The following is a 23,877-nucleotide window of genomic DNA, read 5'->3' as shown; positions in this document are numbered from 1 at the left end:
TGTTCCTTTCAGGAAGATGCTGCCCGCGAATCAGTCGGGGCAGACTGCAGTACTTTGGCGGACAACAAGGGATGTTGCCAGATCAAGGCGAAGGTTGTTGGGCCGTTCACCTTCCCGGAGCCGCAGGACCATGCGCGCCGCCTCTTCAGCCATTTCTATCAGGGGCTGGTGCACGGTGGTCAGCGCGGGGCTGGACCACCGTGCCACCTGGAGGTCGTCATACCCCACGATGGACAGCTGGGCCGGGACTGAAATTCCCAGCTGTCGGGCTGCATCCAGCACGCCGAGGGCCTGTAGATCACTCCCGGCGAAGATCGCGGTTGGCCGCTGCTCCATCTGCAGCAGCTCAAGGGCGTGTTTCCGGCCGCCGTCCACGTGGAAGTCGCCGTATCTGATGAGGGTCCGGTCGATGGGGATGCCCGCGGTGTTCAACGCGGAGCTGTAGCCGTCGATCCGCGCGAGGGAGCACATCATGTCCTCAGGCCCGGAAATGGCGGCAATACGGGTGTGGCCGAGTTCGATGAGGTGGCGGGTGGCCATCATGCCCCCGGCCCAGTTGGCGGAACCAACCGAAGGCACGTCGGGGGCAGGGTCACCTGCCGGGTCGATGATCACGAACGGGATGGAGCGGGCATCCAGTTGCTGCCGGTACTCCTGAGGGAGATCGGAAAAGACAAGTACCACCCCGGCGGGCCGGCGGGCCAGCACCCCTTCAATCCAATCCGTTCCGGGAGCATGCCTGGTGCCGCTCTCCGTCAGGATAACGCTCATGTTGTTCGCCTTTGCGACGTTCTCCACGCCCCGGATTATTTCGAGCGCCCACGCACTTTCAAGCTCATGGAACACAAGCTCCAGCAGGGCGGATTTGGCCGCCGTCGTTTTCCGCCGCTTATAGCCATGCTCCTCGAGGAGCTCCTCAACTTTCGATCGCGTTTTACGAGAAACGTCCGATCGGCCATTAAGAACCTTCGAAATCGTGGACAGCGAAACGCCCGCTTCCTCTGCCAGTTGGGCCAAGGTGACGCGCGCGTCGGACGATGCAGGGCTGGACATGAGGACCAGCATAGCCGGAGTTTCTTTCGCTGGTGCCAAAAATACTCACACCTTGCGCCCTCGATGTAACGCAACTTACACTGGCAAACGTCAAATAACTTTCGATCAAAGTATCGAAACTTTCGAGAGGCGTTCGAAGATGAACAACCATGGATGGGTCGCCCGCACTATTGCAGGCGGTGCGGCACTTGCCCTTGGCCTGACAATGGCAGGCTGCTCGGGCGAGTCCGGCGCGTCAAGCCGGCCCGAGAATGAACTCCACGTCGCAATGTACGGCGACGCAGGCAACGTAGTTGAACAAAAGATGATCGACGCCTACAACGCTACTTCCGAGGTAAAGATCGTCCTCGACAAGATTCCGGGTGCCGAATACCAGTCCAAGCTGCAGACGATCATGGACACCCCCACCGCACCGGATATCTTCTTCAACTGGGGCGGCGGCAGCATCAAGAGCTTTGTGGACGCCGACCTTGTGCTTCCACTGGACGACTTCATCAAGGAAGACCCGCAGCTTAAGGACGCTTTCCTGCCGTCTGTGTTTGAAACTGCGGTTATCGACGGCAAGTCCTACGGGGTTCCCATGCGGGGAACCCAGCCGGTCATGCTTTTCAACAACTCCAAGGTCCTGGCCGACGCGGGCATCAGCAAGCCGCCGGCCACCTGGGATGAACTGCTGGAAGACGTAAAGATCCTCAAGGACAAGGGCATCACGCCCATCGCTTTGGGTGCCGGCGACCGGTGGCCGACGCTGATGTGGTTTGAGTACCTTTACGACCGCGTCGCAGGCGAGGGCCTGTTCCAGAAGGCGCTGGAAGGCGACAGCAGCGTCTGGGAATCCGAAGAAAGCCGCAAGGCGCTTGGCATGCTCCGCGAGCTGGTGGATGCAGGGGCCTTCGGCACCAACTTCGACTCCGTGAAGTTCACCGACGGCGGTTCGCCTGCCCTTCTTGCCAGCGGCAAGGCCGGTTTCGAGCTTATGGGCTCGTGGGAGTACTCCACGCAGCAGAGCAATGATGCTGCCTTCGCCGCTGACGTCCTCGGCTACAGCGAATTCCCGAAGATCGAGGGTGGAAAAGGCGACGAGGACAACCTCGTGGGCAACACGAACAACTTCTACTCGATCCACAAGAACACGCGGTATCCGGAAGCCGCCCGCGACTTCCTGAAGCTCATGTACTCGGACCAGTTCGTGCAGGAACAGGTGGCCATCGGCAACCTCCCCACCACCACGAACACGGAAAAGTTCCTCGACAAGGCTGCAGACCCCGAGTACGCCAAGTACCAGTTCAGCCTGGTGAAGGAAGCGCCCTCGTTCCAGCTTTCCTGGGACCAGGCGTACCCGCCGGAAGCAACTGTCACCATCCTCACCGCCGTCTCCCAGTTCTTCAGCGGACAGATTGATGAAGACGGCTTCATCAAGGCCATGCAGAGCCTTTAGGAAAAATCATGACGACGACGCTTGCCAACCGCAGGCGCCCGGAACGTGCGGGCGGCCCTGAAAAGGGCCGTCCCACACGTCGGGGCGGCTCCACCTCGAGCCGCCCCGGCTTTGTCTGGGCCCTTCCTGCCACCATCTTCTTTGGGCTTTTCGCGCTCGTGCCGCTTGTTGCGGTGGCGGTGCTGTCCTTCACTACGTGGAGCGGTCTCGGCGATCCCAAATTCGTCGGGCTCAAGAACTGGGAGGCTCTTTTTGAGGACCCGGTGATGCTCCAGAGCCTCTGGCTGAGCCTGCTGTTTATTGCGCTCGGCATCATCACCCAGACACCGCTGAGCATCCTGCTGGGCGTCTGGGCGGCGGGAAACCAGAAAAACCGCGCCATCCTGAGCGCCATCTACTTCGTTCCGCTGCTGTTGTCCTCGGCGGCGATTTCCGTCCTGTGGCGCGCACTCCTTGACCCCAACTTCGGCCTTCCCGGTCAGTTGTCCTGGCTGTTTGGGGACGGCAACGTCCTCGGCACCCAGACCGGCGCCATAGCCGTGCTCATCTTCGTGGGCATGTGGCAGTTCACGCCGTTCCACACCCTGATCTACCAGGGTGCCGCCCGCCAGATCCCGCCGGTCCTGTACCAAGCTGCATCGATCGACGGCGCCGGCACTGTCAGGCAGTTCTTCAGCATCACGCTGCCGCAGCTGAAGAACAGCATCATCACGTCGGTGATCCTTATGGTGGTCGGCGGCCTGACGACTTTTGAAACAGTCCTCATCCTGACCAACGGCGGACCGGGAACCGGCACCACCATCACCGCTTTCCACATGTACCAGGAAGCCTTCCGCAGGTTCGATTTCGGCACCGGCAGCGCGATTGCGCTGGTCCTCGTCGTCATCTCCACGGCGATCTCCTTCGCTGTGGTCCGCGTTTCCGGGTACGACAAGATGCGCAGTTCCATGGAGGGGCTCTAAATGAAAACGCGTCCGAATTACCTCGCCGGCGTCGGAGCCTTCATCTGGCTGGCCATCGTTGCTGTTCCGCTGTACGTCATGCTGTCCGCGACGTTCCAGACGCGTGCCGAGTTCGGCGACAACGGGCCGCTGTCCTTCCCCACCAGCTTCACCCTGCAGAACTACGTGGATGCCATCAGCAGCGGGTTCGGCAGGTACTTCCTCAACACCGTTATCGTCACCCTTGGCGTGGTTGGCCTCGTCCTGCTGCTGGTACCCCCGCTGAGCTACGCCATTGTGCGCAGCCAAAGCCGTGCCGCAACGGCCATCTTCCGCCTGTTCCTGCTGGGCCTGGCGATTCCCGCCCAAGCCGTCATCGTTCCGGTGTTCTACCTGATCAACACTGTGGGCCTCTATGACAACCTGCTCGGCGTCATTCTTCCGACGGCGGCCTTCGCACTTCCGATCTGCACGATCATCCTCAGCGGCACCATGCGCGACATCACGCCGGAGCTTTACGAGGCCATGGCCATGGACGGCGCCTCCCCCGCCCGGGCCTTCCTGCGCCTGGTGCTGCCGCTGTCCAAAGGCGGCCTGTCCACCATCGCAGTGTTCTCGGCGCTCCAGGCCTGGAACGGCTTCCTCTTCCCGCTGATCCTGACGCAGTCTGAATCCACCCGTGTGGTCACCCTCGGCCTGTTCAACTTCCAGACGCAGTTCGGCATCAACATCCCCGGACTCCTGGCAGCCGTGACCCTGTCCATGGTGCCGGTACTGCTCGCCTACCTCTTCGCGCGCCGCGCGCTTGTCCAGGGCCTCATGGGCGCTGGCGGAAAGTAATCATGACAGAAACCAAAACACACAGCGCGCCGTGGCGCGACACCGCGTCCAACCCCCGGGAGCGCGCCGACAGCCTGATTGCCGCCATGACGCTTCGGGAGAAAACCGCGCAGCTCTTCGGCGTCTGGGTAGGTGCTTCCACGGAGGGCGGCGAAGTAGCCCCCCACCAGAATGAGATGAACCCGGCGGTGGATCTCGATGAGATCCTGCCGAACGGACTGGGACAGCTCACCAGGCCGTTTGGCACGGCCCCCGTCGACCCGGCGCTGGGCGCCTTGTCGCTTCAGCGCACCCAGCAGCGCATTGCCGCCGCCAACCGCTTCGGCATCCCGGCTTTGGTCCATGAGGAATGCCTGGCGGGCTTTGCCACCTGGCAGGCCACCGCCTACCCCGTGCCGCTCGCGTGGGGCGCCACCTTCAACGCCGAACTCATCCGTACGATGGGTGCATCGATTGGAGCCGACATGCGCTCGGTCGGCGTGCACCAGGGCCTTGCCCCCGTCCTCGACGTGGTCCGCGATGCCCGCTGGGGCCGCGTGGAGGAAACGATCGGCGAGGACCCCTACCTGATCGGAACCCTCGCCACCGCCTATATCCAGGGCCTGGAAAGCAGCGGCATCGTCGCCACGCTTAAGCACTTTGTGGGCTACTCGGCCTCAAAAGCAGGCCGCAACCTGGCCCCCGTCTCCGTTGGCTCCCGCGAACTGGCGGACGTCCTGCTTCCGCCCTTCGAGATGGCCATCCGGGAGTCAGGCGTCCGCTCCGTTATGCACGCGTACACGGACCTGGACGGAGTCCCCTCCGCCGCCGACGCTTCCCTGCTCACGGACCTTCTGCGCAACACGTGGGGCTTCGACGGCACTGTGGTCGCTGACTACTTCGGCATCGCCTTCCTGAAAAACCTGCACGGCGTCGCCGGGTCCCTGGGCGAAGCTGCAGCAGCCGCCCTGGCCGCCGGGGTCGACGTCGAACTTCCCACCGTGCACGCCTTCGGTGAGCACCTTCTGGCCGAAGTCGAAGCCGGCCGCGTTCCCGTCAGCCTCATCGACCGTGCCCTGCGCCGGGTGCTCGTGCAGAAAATCGAGCTGGGCCTGCTGGATGAGGAATGGTCCGCCGTTCCCCCTGCCCTGCAGGACACCGATCTGCAGAACAATGCCGGACTGGAGGGCAGCATCACCCTTGACACCACGGCCAACCGGAAGCTCGCCGCCCAAATTGCCGAAGAGTCGATCATCCTGGCCAGCAACAACGGCATCCTGCCGCTGCGCAACCCCGGCCGCATCGCCGTCGTCGGGCCCAACGCCGACAACACCGCGGCTTTCCTCGGCTGCTACTCCTTCCCGGCACACGTCGGCGGGCAGCACCCGGACATTCCGGTTGGCATCGAACTGCCTACCGTGGCGCAGGCCCTGCGGGCTGAATTCCCCGACAGCCCCATCACGGTAGCGGCAGGCTGCTCCATCGACGGCCCGTCCACTGAGGGATTTGACGACGCCGTTGCTGCCGCCAGCGAGGCCGACGTCGTTATCGCTGTGATGGGTGACCGCGCCGGCCTGTTCGGCCGGGGAACAAGCGGTGAAGGCTGCGACGTGGAATCCCTGGTGCTCCCGGGCGTCCAGCAGCAACTGCTGGACCGGCTGATTGAAACCGGCGTCCCCGTGGTGCTGGTGCTCCTCACGGGCCGCCCCTACGCCGTGGGATCCGCCGTCGAAGAGGCCGCCGCAATCGTGCAGGCATTCTTCCCCGGCGAGGAAGGCGGGCCGGCTGTGGCGAGAATCCTCAGCGGCACCGTCAACCCCAGCGGCCGTCTGCCGGTAAGCATTCCCGCCCGGCCGGGCGCCCAGCCTTCGTCATACCTGGCCTCTCCGCTGGCCCAGGCCAGCAGCGTTTCCAACATCGATCCCGCGGCCGCCTACCCCTTCGGCCACGGCCTCAGCTACACCACGTTCGAATGGAGCGGCCTGGAACTGGACGGGCCATCCACCGTCGCGGTGGATGGTGCGGCGAACGCCAGCATCACCGTCACGAACACCGGTGACCGGGCCGGCGTCGAACTCGTCCAGCTGTACCTCCACGATCCGGTGGCCTCAGTGGTCCGCCCCGTGCAGAAGCTGGTGGGGTATGCCCGCGTGCCGCTGGAGGCGAAAGCGTCGGCGAGGGTTTCCTTCACGGTGCCCGCCGATGTCGCATCGTTTACGGGCCGGGATGGCAAGCGGATCGTCGAGGCTGGCGATGTGGAACTCCGCTTCGGGGCTTCCAGCGGGGATATCCGCCTGCGGGCCGGGATCCAGTTGACGGGTGAAACACGCGTCGTTGACCACACCCGCCGCCTGCACTGCGATGTCACGGTGACACCAGGCAACTGAAACAAGAGGCAGGCGGCCGTGCCTTTTGTACGGCCGCCTGCCATTCGAAAGGAATTCCGTCCATGGGAACGCCGCACTGCCTGACCGTCCTCGCCACGACCAGATCCGAGGCTGATGACAAGCTGAACGTCTCCATCCGACAACTCCGGGCGTTGGCCCAGGAAAACCCCGTACGGGGCATCCTCGTGACCAGGCGCGGCCCGGGCCGCTTCACCGTCGAACTTAGCGATCAGGTGCCCTATGGGGAGACGTGGGAATCTGTGCAGTTCACAGCGGTTGACGGCGAAGGCCCGGTCTCAAGCCGGGAAAGGTAGCTGAATAAGGCACTGATGCCGAAGGTCCAGGGCTCCATGTCCTCGGTCCTCTGCGTCCGGTTGATCAGCTTCCCGAGCTGCGGGCTGCTGATGGTGACCACGTCGCCGTGCTTGTGGGTGAAGCCCAGCCCTTCGGCATCGCGGTCCTGCGTTGGAGCGAACAGTGTTCCGGTGAAGAGGGCGAAACCGTCGGGGTACTGGTGGTGCCGGCCGTGCGCTGCTGCCATGAGTCCCTCGAAGGGGCGGCTGATGCGGGCCAGGCTGTTGCGGCCCTCCAGGCGGTAGCCGTCCATGCCTTCCACGGTGAGGGTGATGTCCTCGCTCCGCAGCGAGTCCAGCGTGAAGTCCTGGTGGAAGAGCCGGATCAGCGGACCGATGGCACACGAAGCGTTATTGTCCTTGGCCATTCCGAGGAGGAGTGCACTGCGGCCCTCCACGTCCCGCAGGTTCACGTCGTTCCCCAAGGCAGCGCCCCGGACCGTCCCGGCTGAGTCGGCAATGAGCACAAGTTCCGGCTCCGGGTTGTTCCACGAGGAGAAGCCGGGGATGCCGACGCCGGAACCGAACCCAACGGACGACAGGACCGGGGCTTTGGTGAAGACCTCCGGGTCGGCGCCCAGTCCCACCTCCAGGTACTGCGACCACATCCCCCGGCTGGACAATACCTTCTTGGCCTCCCGCGCCTCTTCAGACCCGGGGCGCAGGGAATCCAGGCTGCCGCCCAGGGCCTCAGCAACGGCTTTGCGGACTTCCGCCGCCCGGTTGGAATCACCGCCGCACCGTTCCTCGATGACCCGCTCGAGCATGCTTTCCACAAAGGTGACCCCGCAGGCCTTAATGACCTGGAGGTCGATCGGGGAGAGCAAGTGGGGCCGGCTCCGGTCCGCGTCCAGCGAGGCCTCCACCAATTCCGCCAGGTTCCAGCGCGGAGCCCCGGCTGCCTGCAGAACGAGGTCCGCCGGGTTCCCGCGATCCATAAGCCCGGCGACAGTGCTGACCCCGGCGGTGAGATCAAAGACCTCATCTCCCCGGACGCACACTACCCTCGGGCCACCGGAGGCGGGGTCCCACACCCGGCCAACGAGGACCGCATCTGCCGCGTCGGCAGGGAGGATGGGCAGCGATGCCGTGAGGGTCATGGGCTGTCCCTGCTCACCGCGGTGTGCTCGAGGTTGAAGTAGGAGCGGGCGTCCGGCGGCCTGATGTCGGCCACCGCGTCGTTGAAGATCCTCATCGGATGCGGTGTGTAGGGGTGCTCGGCGATGGCATCGAAGTCCAGTTCGATGCCCAGGCCCACACCGTCCGGGATGAGGATGTCGCCTTCCTCGGTCAGCTGGAGGCGCTCGTTGGAGATCTCGCTCCGCCACGGAACGTCCGAGGCCATGATTTCCAGGTACCGGAAGTTCGGGAGCATGGCGCCCAGCTGCAGGGTGGCCGCGGTGCTTAAGGGCCCGCTCGGGTTGTGCGGGGCGAAGGGAATGTAGTGGGCTGCCGCGAGCGTGGAGATGAATGACAGTTCCAGCAGGCCGCCGGCGTGTGTGACGTCCGGCTGGATGTAGTCGACGGCGTTCCGTGCCAGGACGGGGACAAAGGTGTTCCGTCCGAACCAGCGCTCCCCGGCCGCGATCGCCACAGGTGATTTGGACCGGATCTCGATGAGCGAATCGATGCCGTCCGGCGGGCATGGTTCCTCGAAAAACACCGGCTGGAACTGCTCGATTTCGCGCGCTACCCGGATGGCTGTGGGTACGTCGAAACGCCCGTGTCCTTCAATAAAGATCTCGACATCATCGCCCACGGCCTCCCGGACAGCGGCGACGGGCTCGAGCATGCGCCGCAGATCCCGCGGTTCGAGTGTCAGGTCCGCTGCCTCGAACGGATCCCACTTGAGTCCTCGGAAGCCTTGGGCCACTGTCTGGACAGCGGCGTCGGCGAAGTCCTCAGGGGTTTTGGCTCCGGAAAACCATCCGTTGGCGTAGGCGCGGACCCGGTCGCGGACCTGGCCGCCGAGCATGCGGTGTACAGGCACGCCCAGGGCGCGTGCCGAGACATCCCACATCGCCATTTCCAGGGCGCTGAGAGCAGTCATGGACACAGGTCCACCGCGCCAGTACGCGTCGCGGTTAAGTTCGTAGATGGTCTGGGCGATCCGGGTGGGGTCCTTGCCCCGGACCGCGTCCGCGAGGACAGCGACGGCGCCGCGGACAGCGTGCTCCTGCCCCTCAAGGGTCGCCTCCGCGACGCCGGTGAGGCCGGCGTCCGTGTGCAGGCGGACAAAGATCAGGTTGGTCCGGTAAAAATCGACGACAACAGTGTCGAGGCCCGTGATGATCATCCTCGTCGATCTCACCCCTTTGCCGTGCCGGCGGGAGGGGCCGTGGAGTCGCGGACAATCAGCTGGGTGGCGAGTTCCACCCGGTGGGAATCGAGGACTTCTCCCCGCGCCTGGCGCAGGAGCGACCGCAACGCTGCGCGCCCCATTTCCTCCAGCGGCTGGGCTACTGAGCTGAGCGCCGGAATGGATTCCTCGCCCTGCTTTGTTCCGTCGAAGCCGATAAGGCTGATGTCTTCCGGAACCCGGATACCGTGGCGGCCTGCTTCGCCGAGAACACCCAAGGCGATGCTGTCACTTCCGGCAAAAATGGCTGTAGGCCGCTGGTCCAGCTGGAGCAGCGCCTTGAGCCCGGTGATCCCGCTTTCGCGGCGGAATTTGCCGCCGGAAATAATGTACTGGGGCTCCACGGGAACGCCTTGGGCCATCAAAGCCGCCATGTACCCGTGCAGCCGCGCCTGGTTGCATTCAGCCCCCGGTATACCGCCAATGTAGGCGATACGCCGGTGCCCCAACTCAAGCAGGTGCTCTGTCGCGGCCTTGCCGCCGGCCCAGTTGGTCGCTCCTACGCTCACCACATCGGCTGAGGGCGGATTGAGCGGATCGATGACGACGACGGGTATGTGGCGGCGGCGGAATGCATGCAGCTGAGCCTCGCTGAAAGCGGACGTCACCACAATCATGCCCGCCCTGCCTTCGTCCATCATGCGCTGGGCGCGGCGCTCGGGGCCGCGGGGGCTCGAAGGCGCCGGTCCTGTGACGCTCAACAGAATTTCAACATCGGCAGCCGCCGCGGACTGCAATACCCCGTTGAGAACCTCAATCATGTAGGCGGAGTCAAGCACGTCAATGACCACCTCCACGACGTTTCCTGCCTCAGCAGTGGAACGGCGCTGCAGGGGAGACTGGTACCCCGCCTGCTCAAGCGCAGCGAGTATTCGAGCCCTGGTTTCGGGTGCTACATCTTCACGGCCGTTGACCACCTTCGAAACAGTAGGCGCCGAGACACCGGCCTGCCGCGCCACGGACGCGAGCGTCGGTTTGGCCCGCTCCGGCATCTTCAGTGCCATAAGTTCGCAACCTTTCGAAAAGTTTCGGTAGTTTCATTCTTCCCCCGCCGCGAGTCGCTGGTCAAGGGTGGGAAATCGGGTTGCCGGAGAAAGTGCCAGACGGCTATTGACCTCTGCCACTCCGCCCCTTTAGTTTAGATCGTGACCTAAATCACGCGTTCGAAATGTTTCGAAACGCGACGCTGAGTTCACACCCCAACCTTTGCAAAGAAGCAATTTCAGATGGAGAAGCAATGAAGCAACCCCAGACCTCCCGCCGCTCTTTCCTCGCCCTTGCTGCCCTGACTCCCTTCGCCGCCATGACGGCCACTGCCTGTGGGACGTCGGGACCGGGCACCTCCAGTGCCGGTGGGGGTGCCAGCATGTGGTACCTGTCCGGGGAGCCGAACCAGACCACCATGCAAAAGGCGGTGGACGCCTTCACTTCGGCGAACCCGGACAACAAGATCGAAGTGACGTACTTCCAGAACGATGCGTACAAAACCAAGATCAAAACCGCGATTGGTGCCGGCCAGGCCCCCACCATCATCTATGGCTGGGGCGGCGGCACGCTGAAGACCTACGCCGAGGCCGGCCAGGTGGACGATCTGACCGGCTGGTTCGATGAAAACCCGGACCTGAAGGAAAAGTTCTTCCCGGCCTCCTTCGGTGCTGCCACGGTGAACGGGAAAATCTACGCGGTGCCCAACCAGTACGTGGCCCCGATCGTCCTGTTCTACAACAAGGAACTGTTCGACAAGGCGGGCGTCCAGCCGCCAAAGACCTGGGACGACGTCATGTCCCTGGTGAAGACCTTCAACGACATGGGAGTGGCGCCTTTCTCGCTCGGTGGACAGTCACGCTGGACGTCCATGATGTGGCTGGAATACCTGCTGGACCGCATCGGCGGCCCTGACGTGTTCAATGCCATCTTCGAAGGAAAGCCCAATTCCTGGCTCGATCCCGCCGTCATCGAGACCGGCACCAAAATCCAGGAGCTCGTCTCGGCGGAGGGTTTCATCAAGGGTTTCTCCTCCATCGCGGCGGATTCCAACGCAGACCAGGCGCTTCTGTTCACCGGCAAGGCAGCCATGATGCTGCACGGTTCATGGACCTACGGTGCCATGAAGAAGGGCGGCCAGAACTTCGTCCAGGACGGCAAGCTGGGCTTCGTCCAGTTCCCCACCGTTGCCGGCGGCAAGGGCGACCCCAAGAACGGCGTGGGCAACCCTGCCCAGTACATGTCGATCTCCTCAAAGGCCACCGACGCGGAGAAGGAGACGGCAAAGAAATTCTTCAAAGATGGCATCCTGACCGAAACGGTCATTGATACCTACATCAATTCCGGATCCGTTCCCATTGTCAACGGCATCGAAGACAAGCTCAACACCTCTCCGGACAAGGACTTCCTGAACTTCGTCTACGACCTGGCCAAGAACGCCCCGAGCTTCCAGCAGTCGTGGGACCAGGCGCTGAGCCCCACTGCCGCCGAAGCGCTGCTCAACAACATCGACCAGCTGTTCCTGAAGTCCATCACGCCGCAGCAGTTCGCCGAGAACATGAACGGCACCCTCGGAAAATGAGTAACGCCGTCTCAACCGCCCGCACGGCTGCCGCCGCCGCCGCAACCGGCGGCGGGCACAGCGGGAAGCGAAATAGTGCCCTGGCCTGGCTGACACTGCCGGCGTTGTTCTTCTTCCTGGTTTTCGCCGTCGTACCGCTGGCCGGTGTCCTCATCCTCAGCTTCACCAGCTGGGATGGCATCGGTGCCATCGGGGCGGCGGGCATGAGCAACTGGTTCTCCGTGCTGGCGGACCCGGGACTGTACAACGCCTTGGGACTGACCTTCCTGATCATGATCGCCTCCTGGCTGGTCCAGACTCCGATCAGCCTCCTCCTGGGCGTCTTCACGGCAGGAAGCCAGCGTTACCGGGCAGCCCTTGCGGTATTGTACTTCCTGCCTTTGCTGCTCTCCTCGGCAGCAGTGGCCATCGCCTTCAAGGCCCTGCTGGACCCCAACTTCGGTTTGGCAACCGGCCTGGGCCTGCCCTTCCTGGCCCAGGACTGGCTGGGCGTGCCGCATCTTGCCCTGGGTTTGGTCATCTTCGTCATCGCCTGGCAGTTCGTGCCGTTCCATACCCTCATCTACCAGGGCGGTGTGCGGCAGATCCCCAAGTCGCTCTACGAAGCGGCGGAGATCGATGGCGCGGGAACGATCAAGCAGTTCTTCCACATCACGCTCCCCCAGCTGAAGTACACCATCATCACCTCGTCCACCCTGATGGTGGTCGGATCGCTGACCTACTTCGACCTGATCTTCGTGCTCACGGGCGGCGGTCCGGGAAATTCCACGCGGATCCTGGCCCTGGACATGTACCTGCGGGGCTTCCGGGCCAACCTCATGGGCCCGGCGAGCGTCATCGCCGTCATTCTCGTACTCATCGGCCTTGCTCTTGCCTTGTTCCTCCAGCGCCTTGGAGGCAAGGACAAGCAGGGCAGCCAATTGGAAGGTATGTAGGGTGAGCACCGTCCTGAAAAGCAGCACGGAGGAAACTCCCACCGGTTCCCTGGCCAACTCCACCGCCGCCCAGCGGGGGCTCGGTTTCCGGATGAGGCGGCTGAACATCCCGGCAGGCCTTGGCGGCTGGATCTGGCTCGCCATCATCATCATCCCGGTCTACTACGTGGTCATCACCAGCCTGAAGACGCAGGAAGGCTACTTCGGCCAGAATCCGCTGGCTCTTCCCACGTCACCCACGCTGGAAAATTACCAGCTGGTTCTTGAGGCCGACTTCGCGAAGTACTTCATGAACAGCACCATCGTTACGCTCGGGGCCGTCATCCCGACGGTACTGATTTCCTTCATGGCCGCGTTTGCCATCGTTCGCGGCAAGGGCAGGTTCCTCAAGCTCGTCAATGGGATGTTCCTGATGGGACTGGCGATCCCGCTTCAGGCAACGATCATCCCCATCTACCTGATGATCATCCGGCTCAACCTGTACGACAGCCTGCTGGCACTGATGCTTCCCTCGATTGCCTTCGCCATTCCGCTGACGGTCCTGATCCTGTCCAATTTCATCCGGGACGTGCCGAACGAACTGTTCGAGTCGATGCGGCTGGACGGCTGCAGTGAATGGCAGACCATGTGGCGGCTTGCCCTGCCGCTGACCCGCCCTGCGATCGTGACCGTCGCCATCTATAACGGCCTGCACGTCTGGAACGGATTCCTCCTGCCGCTGGTCCTCACCCAGAGCCCTGGCCTGCGCGTCCTTCCCTTGGCTTTGTGGACATTCCAGGGCGAGTACAGCGTCAACATCCCGGCCGTGCTCGCCTCGGTAGTGCTCAGCACGCTCCCAATCCTGGTGCTCTACGTGGTTGGCCGCCGGCAGCTGCTCAGCGGCCTCACCGCCGGCTTCAGCAAGTAACACCGGGATCTTTAGAAAGGACGATTAACATGACCACCGCAAAACCCCTGCGGGTCGGCATGGTCGGCTACGCCTTTATGGGTGCCGCCCACTCCCACGCCTGGCGCACGGCCCCACGGTTCTTTGACCTGCCGCTGCAGCCAACCCTCACCGCTGTCGCCGGCAGGAATGCCGACGGCGTGCGGGCCGCAGCCGAGAAGCTTGGCTGGGAATCGGTCGAGACGGACTGGCGCCGCCTGATCGAGCGCGACGATATCGACCTGATCGATATCTGCACCCCCGGGGACACCCACGCCGACATCGCGATCGCCGCCCTGGAAGCCGGCAAGCATGTGCTCTGCGAGAAGCCGCTGGCGAACTCCGTGGAGGAAGCGGAAAGGATGACCCTGGCAGCAGAGACTGCGGCCAAGCAGGGCGTCTTCTCCATGTGCGGCTTCAGTTACCGCCGGACGCCAGCCCTGGCACTGGCCAAACGGTTCGTGGACGAGGGCAGGCTCGGCGACATCCGGCACGTCCGGGCGCAGTACCTGCAGGACTGGCTTTCCGACGCCAATGCCCCCATGACCTGGCGGCTGGACAAGAGCAAGTCGGGGTCCGGGTCCTTGGGCGACATCGGCGCGCACAGCATTGACGCGGCCCAATGGGTCACCGGCCAGAACATCACCGGCGTTTCGGCGCTGCTGGAAACGTTTGTCCCGGAACGTCCGCTTGCCGGCGACCTGGTGGGGCTGGGCGGCCATGGCGACCTCAGCAGCGACGCGCCCCGTGGAACGGTCACCGTGGATGACGCCGCCGTCTTCAGCGCAAAGTTCGACGGCGGCACTGCCTCCACAGGCGCCGTCGGCGTCTTCGAAGCTACGCGTTACGCGCTCGGCAGGAAGAACGCGATGCGCCTGGAGTTGAACGGCACCAAGGGCTCCCTTGCCTTTGATTTCGAGGAAATGAACGTCCTGTCCTTCTATGATGCGGCCGGGTCCCCGGACGCCGGCTTCCGACGGATCTTCGTCACCGAACCCGAGCACCCGTACGTGGGCAACTGGTGGCCCACCGGCCACGGCCTGGGCTACGAGCACGGCTTCACCCACCAGGTAGTGGACCTTGTCACTGCGATCGGCGAGGGCCGCCAGCCGGAACCGTCCTTCGCGGACGCGCTGCAGGTCCAGCGGGTATTGGCTGCCGTGGAGGCCAGCGCCGCCAACTCCAGCCAGTGGCAAAAGGTTTAGCAACGTGACTACAGGAGAAGGAACCCCCATGACACGACCAATTACGCTGTTTACCGGCCAGTGGGCCGACCTGCCGTTCGAAGAGGTGGCCCGGCTCGCCGGTGAGTGGGGCTTCGACGGGCTGGAGATCGCCTGTTGGGGCGACCACCTGGACCCCCGCCGCGCCGCGGAGGACGACGGCTACCTCCAGGGCCGGCTGGACATCCTGGAAAAGAACCACCTTCAAGTCTTCGCCATTGCCAACCACCTCACCGGCCAGGCAGTCTGTGACGACCCCATCGATGAACGCCACCAGGGCATCCTGTCCCCGGAAATCTGGGGCGACGCCGATCCGGAAGGGGTGCGCCAGCGGGCCGCCGAATCCATGAAGGACACCGCGCGGGCAGCTGCCCGCCTCGGCGTCAAAACCGTCACAGGTTTCACCGGGTCCTCCATCTGGAAGGCCGTGGCCATGTTCCCGCCCGCCTCCGAATCGATGATCGACGCCGGCTACCAGGACTTTGCAAACCGTTGGAACCCCATCCTGGACATCTTTGACGAGGTGGGTGTCCGCTTCGCCCTGGAAGTCCACCCGTCCGAAATCGCGTATGACTACTGGACCGCAAAGCGCACGCTCGAGGCCATCGGGCACCGCAAGAGCTTCGGACTGAACTTCGACCCGTCCCACTTCATCTGGCAGGACCTGGACCCGGTGATGTTCCTGCAGGACTTCGCCGAACACATCCTCCACGTCCATGTGAAGGAGTCGGTCCGCCAGCTTGACGGCCGCAACGGCCGCCTCGGTTCCCACCTGGCCTGGGCTGATCCCCGGCGCGGCTGGGACTTCGTCACCGCGGGGCACGGCGACGTCCAGTGGAACCGCATCTTCCGGACCTTGAACGCCATCGGCTACAGCGGGCCTACCAGCATCGAATGGGAGGACGCAGGCATGGACCGGCTCATCGGCGCGCCGCAGGCACTCGCCATGGTCCAGGAACTCGCCCGGATCGCCCCGCCGGCTGCCGCCTTCGACGCAGCCTTCGCCAGCCGCTGACCCGACTCCTACCGGCCCTGACCCGCCGGTAAACAAACCAAAGGAACCCACAATGACAGAACGCAAGAACGCCCTGGTGGTCCGCGGCGGCTGGGACGGCCACCAGCCCTACGAGGCAACCGAGCTCTTCATCCCCTACCTCCAGGAGAACGGCTACGACGTCCGCATCGAGGAATCCCCCAAGGTGTACGCCGACGCCGACTACATGGCCGGGGTGGACCTGATCATGCAGTGCGTAACCATGAGCACCATCGAGAAGGAGGAGTTCGCGGGGCTGCGCACGGCCGTGGAAAACGGTACGGGCCTGGCGGGCTGGCACGGCGGGATCGCCGATTCGTACCGGAACAACTCCGACTACATGCACCTGATCGGCGGCCAGTTCGCCTGCCATCCGGGCAAGCACCCGGACGAATGCGTCGGCGAACAGTCCGACAACTACGTGCCCTACACCCTGAACATGCTCCCCGCAGCCGCCGAGCACCCCGTCACCAAGGGCCTCAAGGACTTTGACCTCGTCACCGAGCAGTACTGGGTGCTCTCGGACGACTACATCGACGTCCTGGCAACCACCACCCAGAAGGTCCGGGAGTGGGATCCCTGGAACCGGGAAGTCACCTCACCCGCCATCTGGACACGCCAGTGGGGCAAAGGCCGGATCTTCGTCGCCACCCCCGGCCACCGTGTCGAAATCCTCCAGGACCAGAACGTCCGCACCATCATCGAAAGGGGCCTGCTGTGGGCAAGCCGTTGAACGTAGGAATCATTGGCTGCGGAGCCATCATCGCGCAGTACCTGGCCAGCTTCCGGAAACTCGAGGACATCAAGCTGGTGGCGGTGGCGGACCTGGACCCCGCACGCGCCCAGAACGTGGCGGAGCAGTACGAAGGCGTCCGGGCCGTGTCCGTTGAGTCGCTCCTCGCGGCGGACGATGTCGAACTGGTCCTGAACCTGACCATCCCGGCGGCACACGCCGAAGTGGCGCTGAAGGCCATCGCCGCAGGCAAAAGCGTGTACGGCGAGAAACCCCTCGCCGCCACAACTGCCCAGGCACGCAAGGTGCTGGAGGCAGCGCGCGGGGCAGGCGTCGTCGTCGGCTGCGCTCCTGACACGGTGCTTGGCACCGGCATCCAGACCGCCCGCAAAGCAATCGATGACGGGCTGATCGGGGCACCCATCTCTGCCTCCGCCACCATGGTGACACCAGGGCACGAGCGCTGGCACCCCAACCCGGACTTCTACTACCAGCCCGGCGGCGGCCCCCTCCTGGACATGGGCCCCTACTACGTGACCGCCCTGGTAACCCTGCTCGGCCCCGTCGTCTCGGTGGTGGGCGCCGCAAGCCATACCCGGAACGAGCGCACCATCGGCTCCGGACCCCGCCAGGGCGAGAAGGTCCCCGTCAACATCGATTCCCACGTCACCGGCGTCCTGGTCCACGCCTCCGGCGCGCTCTCCACCCTTTTGATGAGCTTCGACGCCGTGAAGTCGAAGTCGCCGAACATCGAGATCCACGGCGAACGCGGATCGCTGGTGGTGCCGGACCCGAACCACTTTGACGGTGACGTCCAGCTGTTCGCCCTCGGTGCGGAGGCCTGGGAAACCCTTCCGGTATCCGCAGGATACGTCGACGCCGGTCGCGGCTTCGGCATCGCCGACCTCGCTTCCACGGCTCCGGGCGCCGAGCCCCGCGCAGGCGGAGCGATGGCCTTCCACGTCCTGGAGGTGATGGAGTCGGTCCTCGAATCAGCCCGCAGCGGTTCAACGGTGCGTATCAACAGCACCGTTGAGCGGCCGGCGAGCGTCGGACTGACCGTACTGACCGAGCGTGTGGAGGCGCTCCAGGCCCAGGAAGTCTCCTAGCCATGGCCTACACAGCCGAGACCTGGCCCATCGCCGCGGCCATGCTGCCGTTCCCGGGCACCAACACCCAGGGAGCGCATGTCAACGACGCCGATTCTTCCGTCTGGGCGGTGGCGCTGGCTGAGGTGAAGGACGCCGGGTTCGCGAACGCGGACCTGACGGACAGCTGGCTTCGTCCCGGTGATCTCAGCCGGGACCGCCTCGCCGAGTTCAAGCAGGCCGCGGAGGACGTCGGCATTGGGGTCCCGGCCATTTCCGCCATCCGCCGCAGCGTGATCGAGGAAGCCAACTGGGAAGCCAACCTCGCGTACAGCCACCGCACCATTGACGCGGCAGCGGAGCTGGGTTGCGAGGTGGTGTCCGTTGGCCTCCACCAGGCCATCACCCCGGAGCAGCAAAGACAGCTGTGGTTCTGGACGGTCGAAGGCCACAAGGACCCGGTGGATGACAAGGAAACCTGGGGCAAGGCCGTAAGCCGGCTCCGTGAACTCGGCCGGCATGCCGCCGAGGTGGGAGTCCTGCTCTCGCTCGAGGTGTATGAGGACACGTACTTGGGCAGCGCGGACTCATCCGTACGCCTTGTCCAGGACATTGGCCTCCCGAACGTGGGGCTTAACCCGGACCTCGGCAACCTGATCCGGCTCCACCGGCCGGTCGGGGACTGGCGGGAGCTGGTGGCCAAGACCCTGCCGTTCTCCAACTACTGGCATGTGAAGAACTACTTCCGGGACGAGGACGTGGCCCGCGATACGTACGTCACCATGCCGGCGCCGATGGAAAGCGGCCTCATCAATTACCGCGAAGCCTTCAAACTGGCCCTGTCCGTCGGTTTCCAGGGCATCCTCTGCACCGAGCACTATGGCGGTGATGGCCTGAGCGTGGCGGCCAGCAACCAGGACTACCTCCGCCGGCATGTGCTCCCCAAGGCAGGGGGTTACGCGCTGGGCACAAGCCGGGTAGCCCAGGGCCGGCAACAGCCCGCGGTGAAACTCGCCTCCGTGTAACTCATCCATATAACTGCTCAAAGGCCGCAAGCACGGCCTTCCCTACCAAGGATTCAATGAGGAAACCATGACCCAGATCTTCGACGACCCCGCAGACTTTGCGGAGGAGGCACTGGACGGCCTGGTGGCGGCCAACCGAGGCTATGTTGCCCGGGTGGACGGCGGTGTGGTCCGCTCCACTGAAGTGCCTGCCGGCCAGGTGGCCGTGGTGGTGGGCGGCGGCTCCGGGCACTACCCTGCCTTCGCCGGCCTGGTGGGGCCCGGCCTGGCAACAGGTGCGGTGTGCGGCAACATCTTTACCTCGCCGTCTGCGGGGCAGGCCTACCGGGTGGCGAAGGCGGCCAACGCCGGCGGAGGAGTGCTGTTCAGCTACGGCAACTACGCCGGTGACGTGATCCACTTCAGCGAAGCGCAGCAGAGGCTGAACGCGGAAGGCATCGAAACCCGCACCGTCCTTGTCGCCGATGACATCGCCAGTGCCCCGCTGGACCAGATCGACAAACGCCGCGGTATTGCCGGGGACCTCACGGTCTTCAAAATCGCCGGCGCGGCGGCCGAAGCGGGGCTGGACCTGAATGCCGTGGAACGGCTCGCAGTCCGCGCCAACTACCGCACGCGTTCCTTGGGCGTGGCCTTCGACGGTTGCACACTGCCGGGCGCTTCGGAGCCTCTGTTCCACGTTCCGGCCGGCCAGATGTCGCTGGGCCTGGGAATCCATGGGGAACCCGGGATCTCCGAACACCCCCTGCCCACGGCTTCCGAGCTTGCGGAACTGCTCGTCTCCCGGCTGCTCCAGGACAAGCCCGATGACGCCGGAAACCGTGCGGTGGCCCTCCTCAACGGACTGGGCAGGGTCAAGTATGAGGAACTGTTCCTGCTGTTCGGCAAGGTGGAAAAGCTCCTCACCGCTGCAGGCCTGACCATCGTGGAGCCGGAGTGCGGCGAACTGGTCACCAGCCTGGACATGTCCGGCCTGTCCCTGACGCTGCTGTGGCTGGACGAGGAACTGGAGCGCTTCTGGTCTGCCCCCGCCGATACCCCCGGATTCCGGAAGGGCAACATGGCCGGGCGGGAACGCCGGGCACCGCGCGGGCTGGCTGTTCCGGAGGACGTTGCTGCTGCTGAAGTGGAAGACACGACGGCGGCAGCGGCTGACCTGGGCCGGCTGGCAGCCGCGGTGCTCGCCCAGGTGCAGGACGCCGTCGTCGAGCATGTTGCGGAACTGGGCAGGCTGGACGCCATAGCCGGCGACGGCGACCACGGCATCGGAATGCGCCGGGGAGTGGAGGCCGCAGCGGCAGCAGCCCTGGACGCCGCGGCTGACGGGGCATCCGTGCAGCGGGTGCTCGCTGCAGCCGGGGAAGCCTGGAGCGAACGCGCCGGCGGGACTTCCGGGGCGCTGTGGGGATCCGCGGTGCGGGCCACCGGAAGGAATCTCGGCAATAAAATCTCCTATCAACGATCTGACGCACCTGCCGCCGTGACTGCCTTCACCGACGCCATCACTGCCTTGGGCAAGGCCGTCCCCGGGGACAAGACCATGGTGGATGCGTTGCTTCCCTTCCGCGGAGCCTTCCAGTCGGCGTTCAACGGCGGCGCTCCTGTTGCGGAGGCTTTGGCCGCCGGGGCGGTGGCCGCGCAGAAAGCAGCTGACGCCACCGCTTCACTCCGGCCGCGGAAGGGGAGGGCGCGTCCGCTGGCCGAAAAGAGCCTGGGCCATCCGGATCCCGGCGCGGTTTCCTTTGCCCTGATTGCCGGCCGGGTGGCCGCTTACCTGGGGTCATCGGATGCTTCCCTGACTGATTCCCGGCTGGCCGCATCCGTGCCCGGAAATGGAGGGCAGGCATGAGCGCGGACCACGGCGCGGCAGCCGGATGGCGCATCGTCATTGGAAACGACGAGGCGGGCGTCGAATATAAGGAGTCGCTGAAGGCCCTGCTCGAAGCGGACAGCCGCGTCGCATCCGTGCTGGATGTCGGTGTCGGTGCCGGCGACTCCACCGCCTATCCGCACGTCGCCGTCGACGCCGCACGCAAAGTGGCCGACGGCGGGGCTGACCGTGCCCTGCTGATTTGCGGCACCGGACTGGGCGTGGCCATAGCGGCCAACAAGGTCCCGGGGATCCGCGCCGTCACCGCCCATGACGGCTACTCCGTTGAACGGTCCGTGCTGAGCAACAACGCGCAGGTACTCACCATGGGCCAGCGCGTGATCGGCCTGGAACTGGCGAAGAAGCTGGTCAGCGAATGGCTCGATTACCGCTTCGACGAAAACTCAGCCTCCGCCGCCAAGGTGGACGCCATCTGCTCCTACGAGCCCGAATCAACGAAGGCAGTCTGACCATGACCGAAACAGCATCCAACCCGGCCTCCCCGGGCAGCGGCCGAAAAATCGCCATCATCGGCTCCGGCTACATGGGCGGCGGGATCGCCCAGGTCCTGGCGCTGGGCGGAGCCAACGTGGCCCTCTCCGACGTCTCCGCAGAGGTGGCCCGGAGCAATTACGACCGCCTGCTGGTGGAGTCTGACCAGTTCGTGGCCGACGGGCTTTTTCCCGCGGGAGCCACCGAAATCCTGAAACAGAACCTCTGGGCCGCCAAGGACATCGAGGAAGCCGTCGCGGACGCGGACTTCATAGAGGAAGCGGTCCCGGAAGTAATCGACATCAAGCACCAGACACTTGCCCGCATCAGTGCCGCCGCCCGGGCCGACGCCATCATCGGCTCCAACACCTCCACCATCTCCATTGCCGAACTGTCCGGGCCAGTCGCCAACCCGGAACGGTTCCTCGGTGTTCACTTCTCCAACCCATCGCCGTTTATCCCGGGCGTCGAGATCATTCCGCACGCCGGCACGTCGGCCTCCACGATCGGCGCCGTCCGCGGGCTGGTCCACGCGGCCGGCAAACAGACGGCCGTGGTCAAGGACGCCACCGGTTTTGTCCTCAACCGCCTGCAGTACGCGCTCTTCCACGAGGCAGCGCAGTTGGTGGAGCAGGGCATCGCGACGGCGGACGACGTGGACACCCTGGTCCGCACCACCTTCGGGTTCCGGCTGCCGTTCTTCGGCCCGTTCGCCATCGCTGACATGGCCGGGCTGGATGTGTACAACTTTTGCTACAAGTCCCTGCAGAAGGATTTCCCGGAGCGCTTTGCCACCCCGAAGATCCTCAGCGACCTGGTGGACGCGGGCAAGCTCGGCACCAAGACCGGCGCGGGCTTCCTTAACGTCCCGGCCGAGCGGACTCCCGAGCTGATCGCCTACCGGAACAAGGCGTACGTGGCCATGCAGAAACTGCTGGACGACCTGGGCCCGGCACCCATCAGTTAGTAAAGTTTCGCAGCCGTGCCGGTTGCAGAAGCGGGTTACCGCCCTTCGTGCACCCCGGTTGCCTTTGGCACGGCATGCAGGGAGCCTTCATGGCCCAGGCTGGCGTGGCAGGCAGCCGCGCGTGCCGGAACGTCGCCGTGGACGGCAGCAGTAACGGCCTCAACAACCGCGATCTGGCCCGTTGTGTCCGGGACGCCCGGGAACTGAACCGGCGGCGGCTCAACAGGCGCCGCCGTCGGCTCATCGGTCGAACGCATCCGGATCAGCGCGATGGCGGAAATAAGGAACCAGGCGACGTTCGTCACCACGGAAGGCCACGCTCCGTGGAAAGTGCCGTTGATGATGAAGGCAATGGCGCCGAGCAGGTTTGCCGTCTGGAAGCCCCGGCCGGCCTTCAACCAGCCCATGGACACGGCCAGGTACGCGCTGAGGATCGCCGCCGCACCGGCCCAGCCGGCGATTTCCCACAGCAGTTCCATGGTGTCCTTTCAAGGTGGTGCCCGGCGCCCAGAGGCTGGGCAGCGGCGTTCATTGCGGGTTGGAGATGTCTTTTTGCCGGACGCCGTTGCTGGATAATCAGGCATAGCCGGACAAAGCGTTTACTCAAGCCCGTGCGGGGCGAGGACCTTATTTGTTGGTCGGCGGGATAATCATACTCCGCCCAGGAGCCACTCCAACCCGGGCGCCCAGGATGCCGCCTATGGACAACTCCCCCGCCAGGTAGCACCATCTGAAAGGTGACCACCAGCCCCCTCCCGGATGCACGCCTGCGTGAGCTCCGGGACCTGCGCCGCGTTAAGGACCGCATCGACCGGGAGTATGCACAGCCGCTGGACGTCGAATCCCTCGCCCGCGGAGTCCATATGTCGGCCGGGCACCTCAGCCGCAGGTTCAAGCTCGCCTACCAGGAATCGCCCTACAGCTACCTCATGACCCGACGCATAGAACGGGCCATGGCGCTCCTGCGCCGCGGTGACCTTTCCGTCACCGAGGTATGCTTCGCCGTCGGCTGTTCCTCCTTGGGCACCTTCAGCACGCGCTTTACCGAGCTGGTAGGGATGCCCCCAAGCGCTTATAAACAGGAAGCCGCCGTATCGACCGCGGGCATTCCGGCGTGCGTGGCAAAACAGGTCACCAGACCGGTCAGGAATCGAGAAGCGCCCGCGCCGGAGCCGCAACTAGCATGACTGCCATGGACATCACCATCAGCTCAAGTTTCCTTCCGCACACCGATCCCGACGCCTCTTTGGCGTTCTACCGCGACGCCCTGGGCTTCGAGGTCCGCAATGACGTAGGCCGCGGCACCATGCGCTGGATTACCGTGGGCCCGGCGGGCCAGCCCGACGTTTCCATCGTCCTGCACCCGCCGGCGGTGGACCCGGGAATTACCGACGACGAACGCCGCACCATCGCTGAAATGATGGCCAAGGGCACCTATGCCACCGTCATCCTGTCCGCCCCGGACGTGGACGCCGCGTTCGCCAGAGTGGAGGCCACCGGGGCCGACGTCGTCCAGGAACCTGTCGACCAGCCCTACGGAATCCGCGACTGCGCCTTCCGCGATCCTGCAGGCAACACCGTCCGAATCAACCAACAGCCCTGAACTGGGACGATTGGAACCAGCGGCGCGGGGGGAGGCTGCAGTCGCAGGCTCCCCTGAAACGAACAAT

The 23,877-nt window shown here is 64.6% G+C and carries 22 protein-coding genes; 17 read left to right on the top strand and 5 right to left on the bottom strand.

The genetic code is table 11. The features are described 5' to 3' along the window. Positions 1–30: 30 nt before the first annotated feature. Positions 31–1,053 (bottom strand): LacI family DNA-binding transcriptional regulator, encoded by a 1,023-nt coding sequence (locus tag M1D32_RS00525; RefSeq protein ID WP_458780428.1) that lies wholly within the window; start codon positions 1,051–1,053, stop codon positions 31–33. 139 nt (positions 1,054–1,192) lie between these two features. Between M1D32_RS00525 and M1D32_RS00520 the strand changes: the two genes are divergently transcribed. The 4 genes from M1D32_RS00520 to M1D32_RS00505 are packed head-to-tail and all read left to right on the top strand — an operon-like array spanning position 1,193 to position 6,638. Beyond that, positions 1,193–2,491, top strand: a complete 1,299-nt coding sequence (locus M1D32_RS00520) for an extracellular solute-binding protein (protein WP_458780427.1) — start codon at positions 1,193–1,195, stop codon at positions 2,489–2,491. A gap of 8 nt (positions 2,492–2,499) precedes the next feature. Next, positions 2,500–3,453, top strand: coding sequence for a carbohydrate ABC transporter permease (locus M1D32_RS00515; protein ID WP_458780426.1), 954 nt, complete (start codon positions 2,500–2,502; stop codon positions 3,451–3,453). Further along, positions 3,454–4,272 carry a carbohydrate ABC transporter permease gene (locus tag M1D32_RS00510; RefSeq protein WP_458780425.1) on the top strand — a complete coding sequence of 273 codons (819 nt, stop codon included), beginning with the start codon at positions 3,454–3,456 and terminating at the stop codon, positions 4,270–4,272. Between the two features lie 2 nt (positions 4,273–4,274). Further along, positions 4,275–6,638: a beta-xylosidase/alpha-l-arabinosidase gene (locus M1D32_RS00505; protein ID WP_458780424.1), complete on the top strand. Its 2,364-nt coding sequence runs from the start codon at positions 4,275–4,277 to the stop codon at positions 6,636–6,638. Positions 6,639–6,876: 238 nt separating this feature from the next. On the opposite strand, the gene M1D32_RS00500 is transcribed toward M1D32_RS00505, so the two are convergent. Genes M1D32_RS00500 through M1D32_RS00490 form a run of 3 tightly spaced genes read right to left on the bottom strand, consistent with a single transcriptional unit; the run spans position 6,877 to position 10,354 of the window. Beyond that, positions 6,877–8,091: a fumarylacetoacetate hydrolase family protein gene (locus M1D32_RS00500; protein ID WP_458780423.1), complete on the bottom strand. Its 1,215-nt coding sequence runs from the start codon at positions 8,089–8,091 to the stop codon at positions 6,877–6,879. Then, positions 8,088–9,287: a mandelate racemase/muconate lactonizing enzyme family protein gene (locus tag M1D32_RS00495; protein ID WP_458780422.1), complete on the bottom strand. Its 1,200-nt coding sequence runs from the start codon at positions 9,285–9,287 to the stop codon at positions 8,088–8,090. The genes M1D32_RS00500 and M1D32_RS00495 overlap by 4 nt, the downstream gene beginning before the upstream one ends. Positions 9,288–9,298: 11 nt before the next feature. Then, the gene (locus tag M1D32_RS00490) at positions 9,299–10,354 is read right to left on the bottom strand and encodes a LacI family DNA-binding transcriptional regulator (protein ID WP_458780421.1); all 1,056 of its coding nucleotides are present in this window, start codon (positions 10,352–10,354) and stop codon (positions 9,299–9,301) included. A 233-nt stretch (positions 10,355–10,587) separates the two neighbouring features. Here M1D32_RS00490 and M1D32_RS00485 point away from each other — a divergent pair, with 233 nt between their 5' ends. The 11 genes from M1D32_RS00485 (at position 10,588) to M1D32_RS00435 (ending at position 22,207) form a co-directional block, all read left to right on the top strand. Next, positions 10,588–11,916: an extracellular solute-binding protein gene (locus tag M1D32_RS00485; RefSeq protein WP_458780420.1), complete on the top strand. Its 1,329-nt coding sequence runs from the start codon at positions 10,588–10,590 to the stop codon at positions 11,914–11,916. Beyond that, a complete protein-coding gene (locus M1D32_RS00480; protein ID WP_458780419.1) occupies positions 11,913–12,851 on the top strand; it encodes a carbohydrate ABC transporter permease in 939 nt (312 codons plus the stop codon). The genes M1D32_RS00485 and M1D32_RS00480 overlap by 4 nt, the downstream gene beginning before the upstream one ends. 1 nt (position 12,852) lies before the next feature. Then, positions 12,853–13,758: a carbohydrate ABC transporter permease gene (locus M1D32_RS00475; RefSeq protein ID WP_458780418.1), complete on the top strand. Its 906-nt coding sequence runs from the start codon at positions 12,853–12,855 to the stop codon at positions 13,756–13,758. A gap of 29 nt (positions 13,759–13,787) precedes the next feature. Then, complete coding sequence (locus tag M1D32_RS00470; protein WP_458780417.1) at positions 13,788–14,981, top strand: Gfo/Idh/MocA family protein; 1,194 nt, start codon at positions 13,788–13,790, stop codon at positions 14,979–14,981. 28 nt (positions 14,982–15,009) lie between these two features. Further along, positions 15,010–16,014 carry a sugar phosphate isomerase/epimerase family protein gene (locus tag M1D32_RS00465; protein WP_458780416.1) on the top strand — a complete coding sequence of 335 codons (1,005 nt, stop codon included), beginning with the start codon at positions 15,010–15,012 and terminating at the stop codon, positions 16,012–16,014. Positions 16,015–16,066: 52 nt separating this feature from the next. Next, positions 16,067–16,765, top strand: coding sequence for a ThuA domain-containing protein (locus M1D32_RS00460; protein WP_458780415.1), 699 nt, complete (start codon positions 16,067–16,069; stop codon positions 16,763–16,765). Next, a complete protein-coding gene (locus tag M1D32_RS00455; protein ID WP_458780414.1) occupies positions 16,750–17,874 on the top strand; it encodes a Gfo/Idh/MocA family protein in 1,125 nt (374 codons plus the stop codon). The genes M1D32_RS00460 and M1D32_RS00455 overlap by 16 nt, the downstream gene beginning before the upstream one ends. A gap of 2 nt (positions 17,875–17,876) precedes the next feature. Next, positions 17,877–18,878: a sugar phosphate isomerase/epimerase family protein gene (locus M1D32_RS00450; RefSeq protein ID WP_458780413.1), complete on the top strand. Its 1,002-nt coding sequence runs from the start codon at positions 17,877–17,879 to the stop codon at positions 18,876–18,878. A 67-nt stretch (positions 18,879–18,945) separates the two neighbouring features. Continuing rightward, positions 18,946–20,727, top strand: coding sequence for a dihydroxyacetone kinase family protein (locus tag M1D32_RS00445; protein ID WP_458780412.1), 1,782 nt, complete (start codon positions 18,946–18,948; stop codon positions 20,725–20,727). Further along, positions 20,724–21,218 carry a ribose-5-phosphate isomerase gene (locus tag M1D32_RS00440; RefSeq protein ID WP_458780411.1) on the top strand — a complete coding sequence of 165 codons (495 nt, stop codon included), beginning with the start codon at positions 20,724–20,726 and terminating at the stop codon, positions 21,216–21,218. Before M1D32_RS00445 ends, M1D32_RS00440 begins: the two co-directional genes overlap by 4 nt. 2 nt (positions 21,219–21,220) lie before the next feature. Continuing rightward, positions 21,221–22,207 carry a 3-hydroxyacyl-CoA dehydrogenase family protein gene (locus M1D32_RS00435; RefSeq protein WP_458780410.1) on the top strand — a complete coding sequence of 329 codons (987 nt, stop codon included), beginning with the start codon at positions 21,221–21,223 and terminating at the stop codon, positions 22,205–22,207. Between the two features lie 35 nt (positions 22,208–22,242). On the opposite strand, the gene M1D32_RS00430 is transcribed toward M1D32_RS00435, so the two are convergent. Continuing rightward, positions 22,243–22,686: a CBU_0592 family membrane protein gene (locus M1D32_RS00430; RefSeq protein WP_458780409.1), complete on the bottom strand. Its 444-nt coding sequence runs from the start codon at positions 22,684–22,686 to the stop codon at positions 22,243–22,245. Positions 22,687–22,944: 258 nt separating this feature from the next. On the opposite strand from M1D32_RS00430, the gene M1D32_RS00425 reads away from it, so the two are divergent. Then, on the top strand, positions 22,945–23,394 hold the full coding sequence (locus M1D32_RS00425) for a helix-turn-helix transcriptional regulator (protein ID WP_458780408.1): 450 nt from the start codon (positions 22,945–22,947) through the stop codon (positions 23,392–23,394). After that, entirely contained in the window at positions 23,391–23,810 is a 420-nt protein-coding gene (locus M1D32_RS00420; protein ID WP_458780407.1) for a VOC family protein, read from the top strand. Before M1D32_RS00425 ends, M1D32_RS00420 begins: the two co-directional genes overlap by 4 nt. Positions 23,811–23,877 lie beyond the last annotated feature (67 nt).

This window comes from Arthrobacter sp. D3-16 (assembly GCF_054408515.1).
Note: the sequence above shows the minus strand (reverse complement) of the source record. Positions and strands in the feature narration are given on the sequence as shown.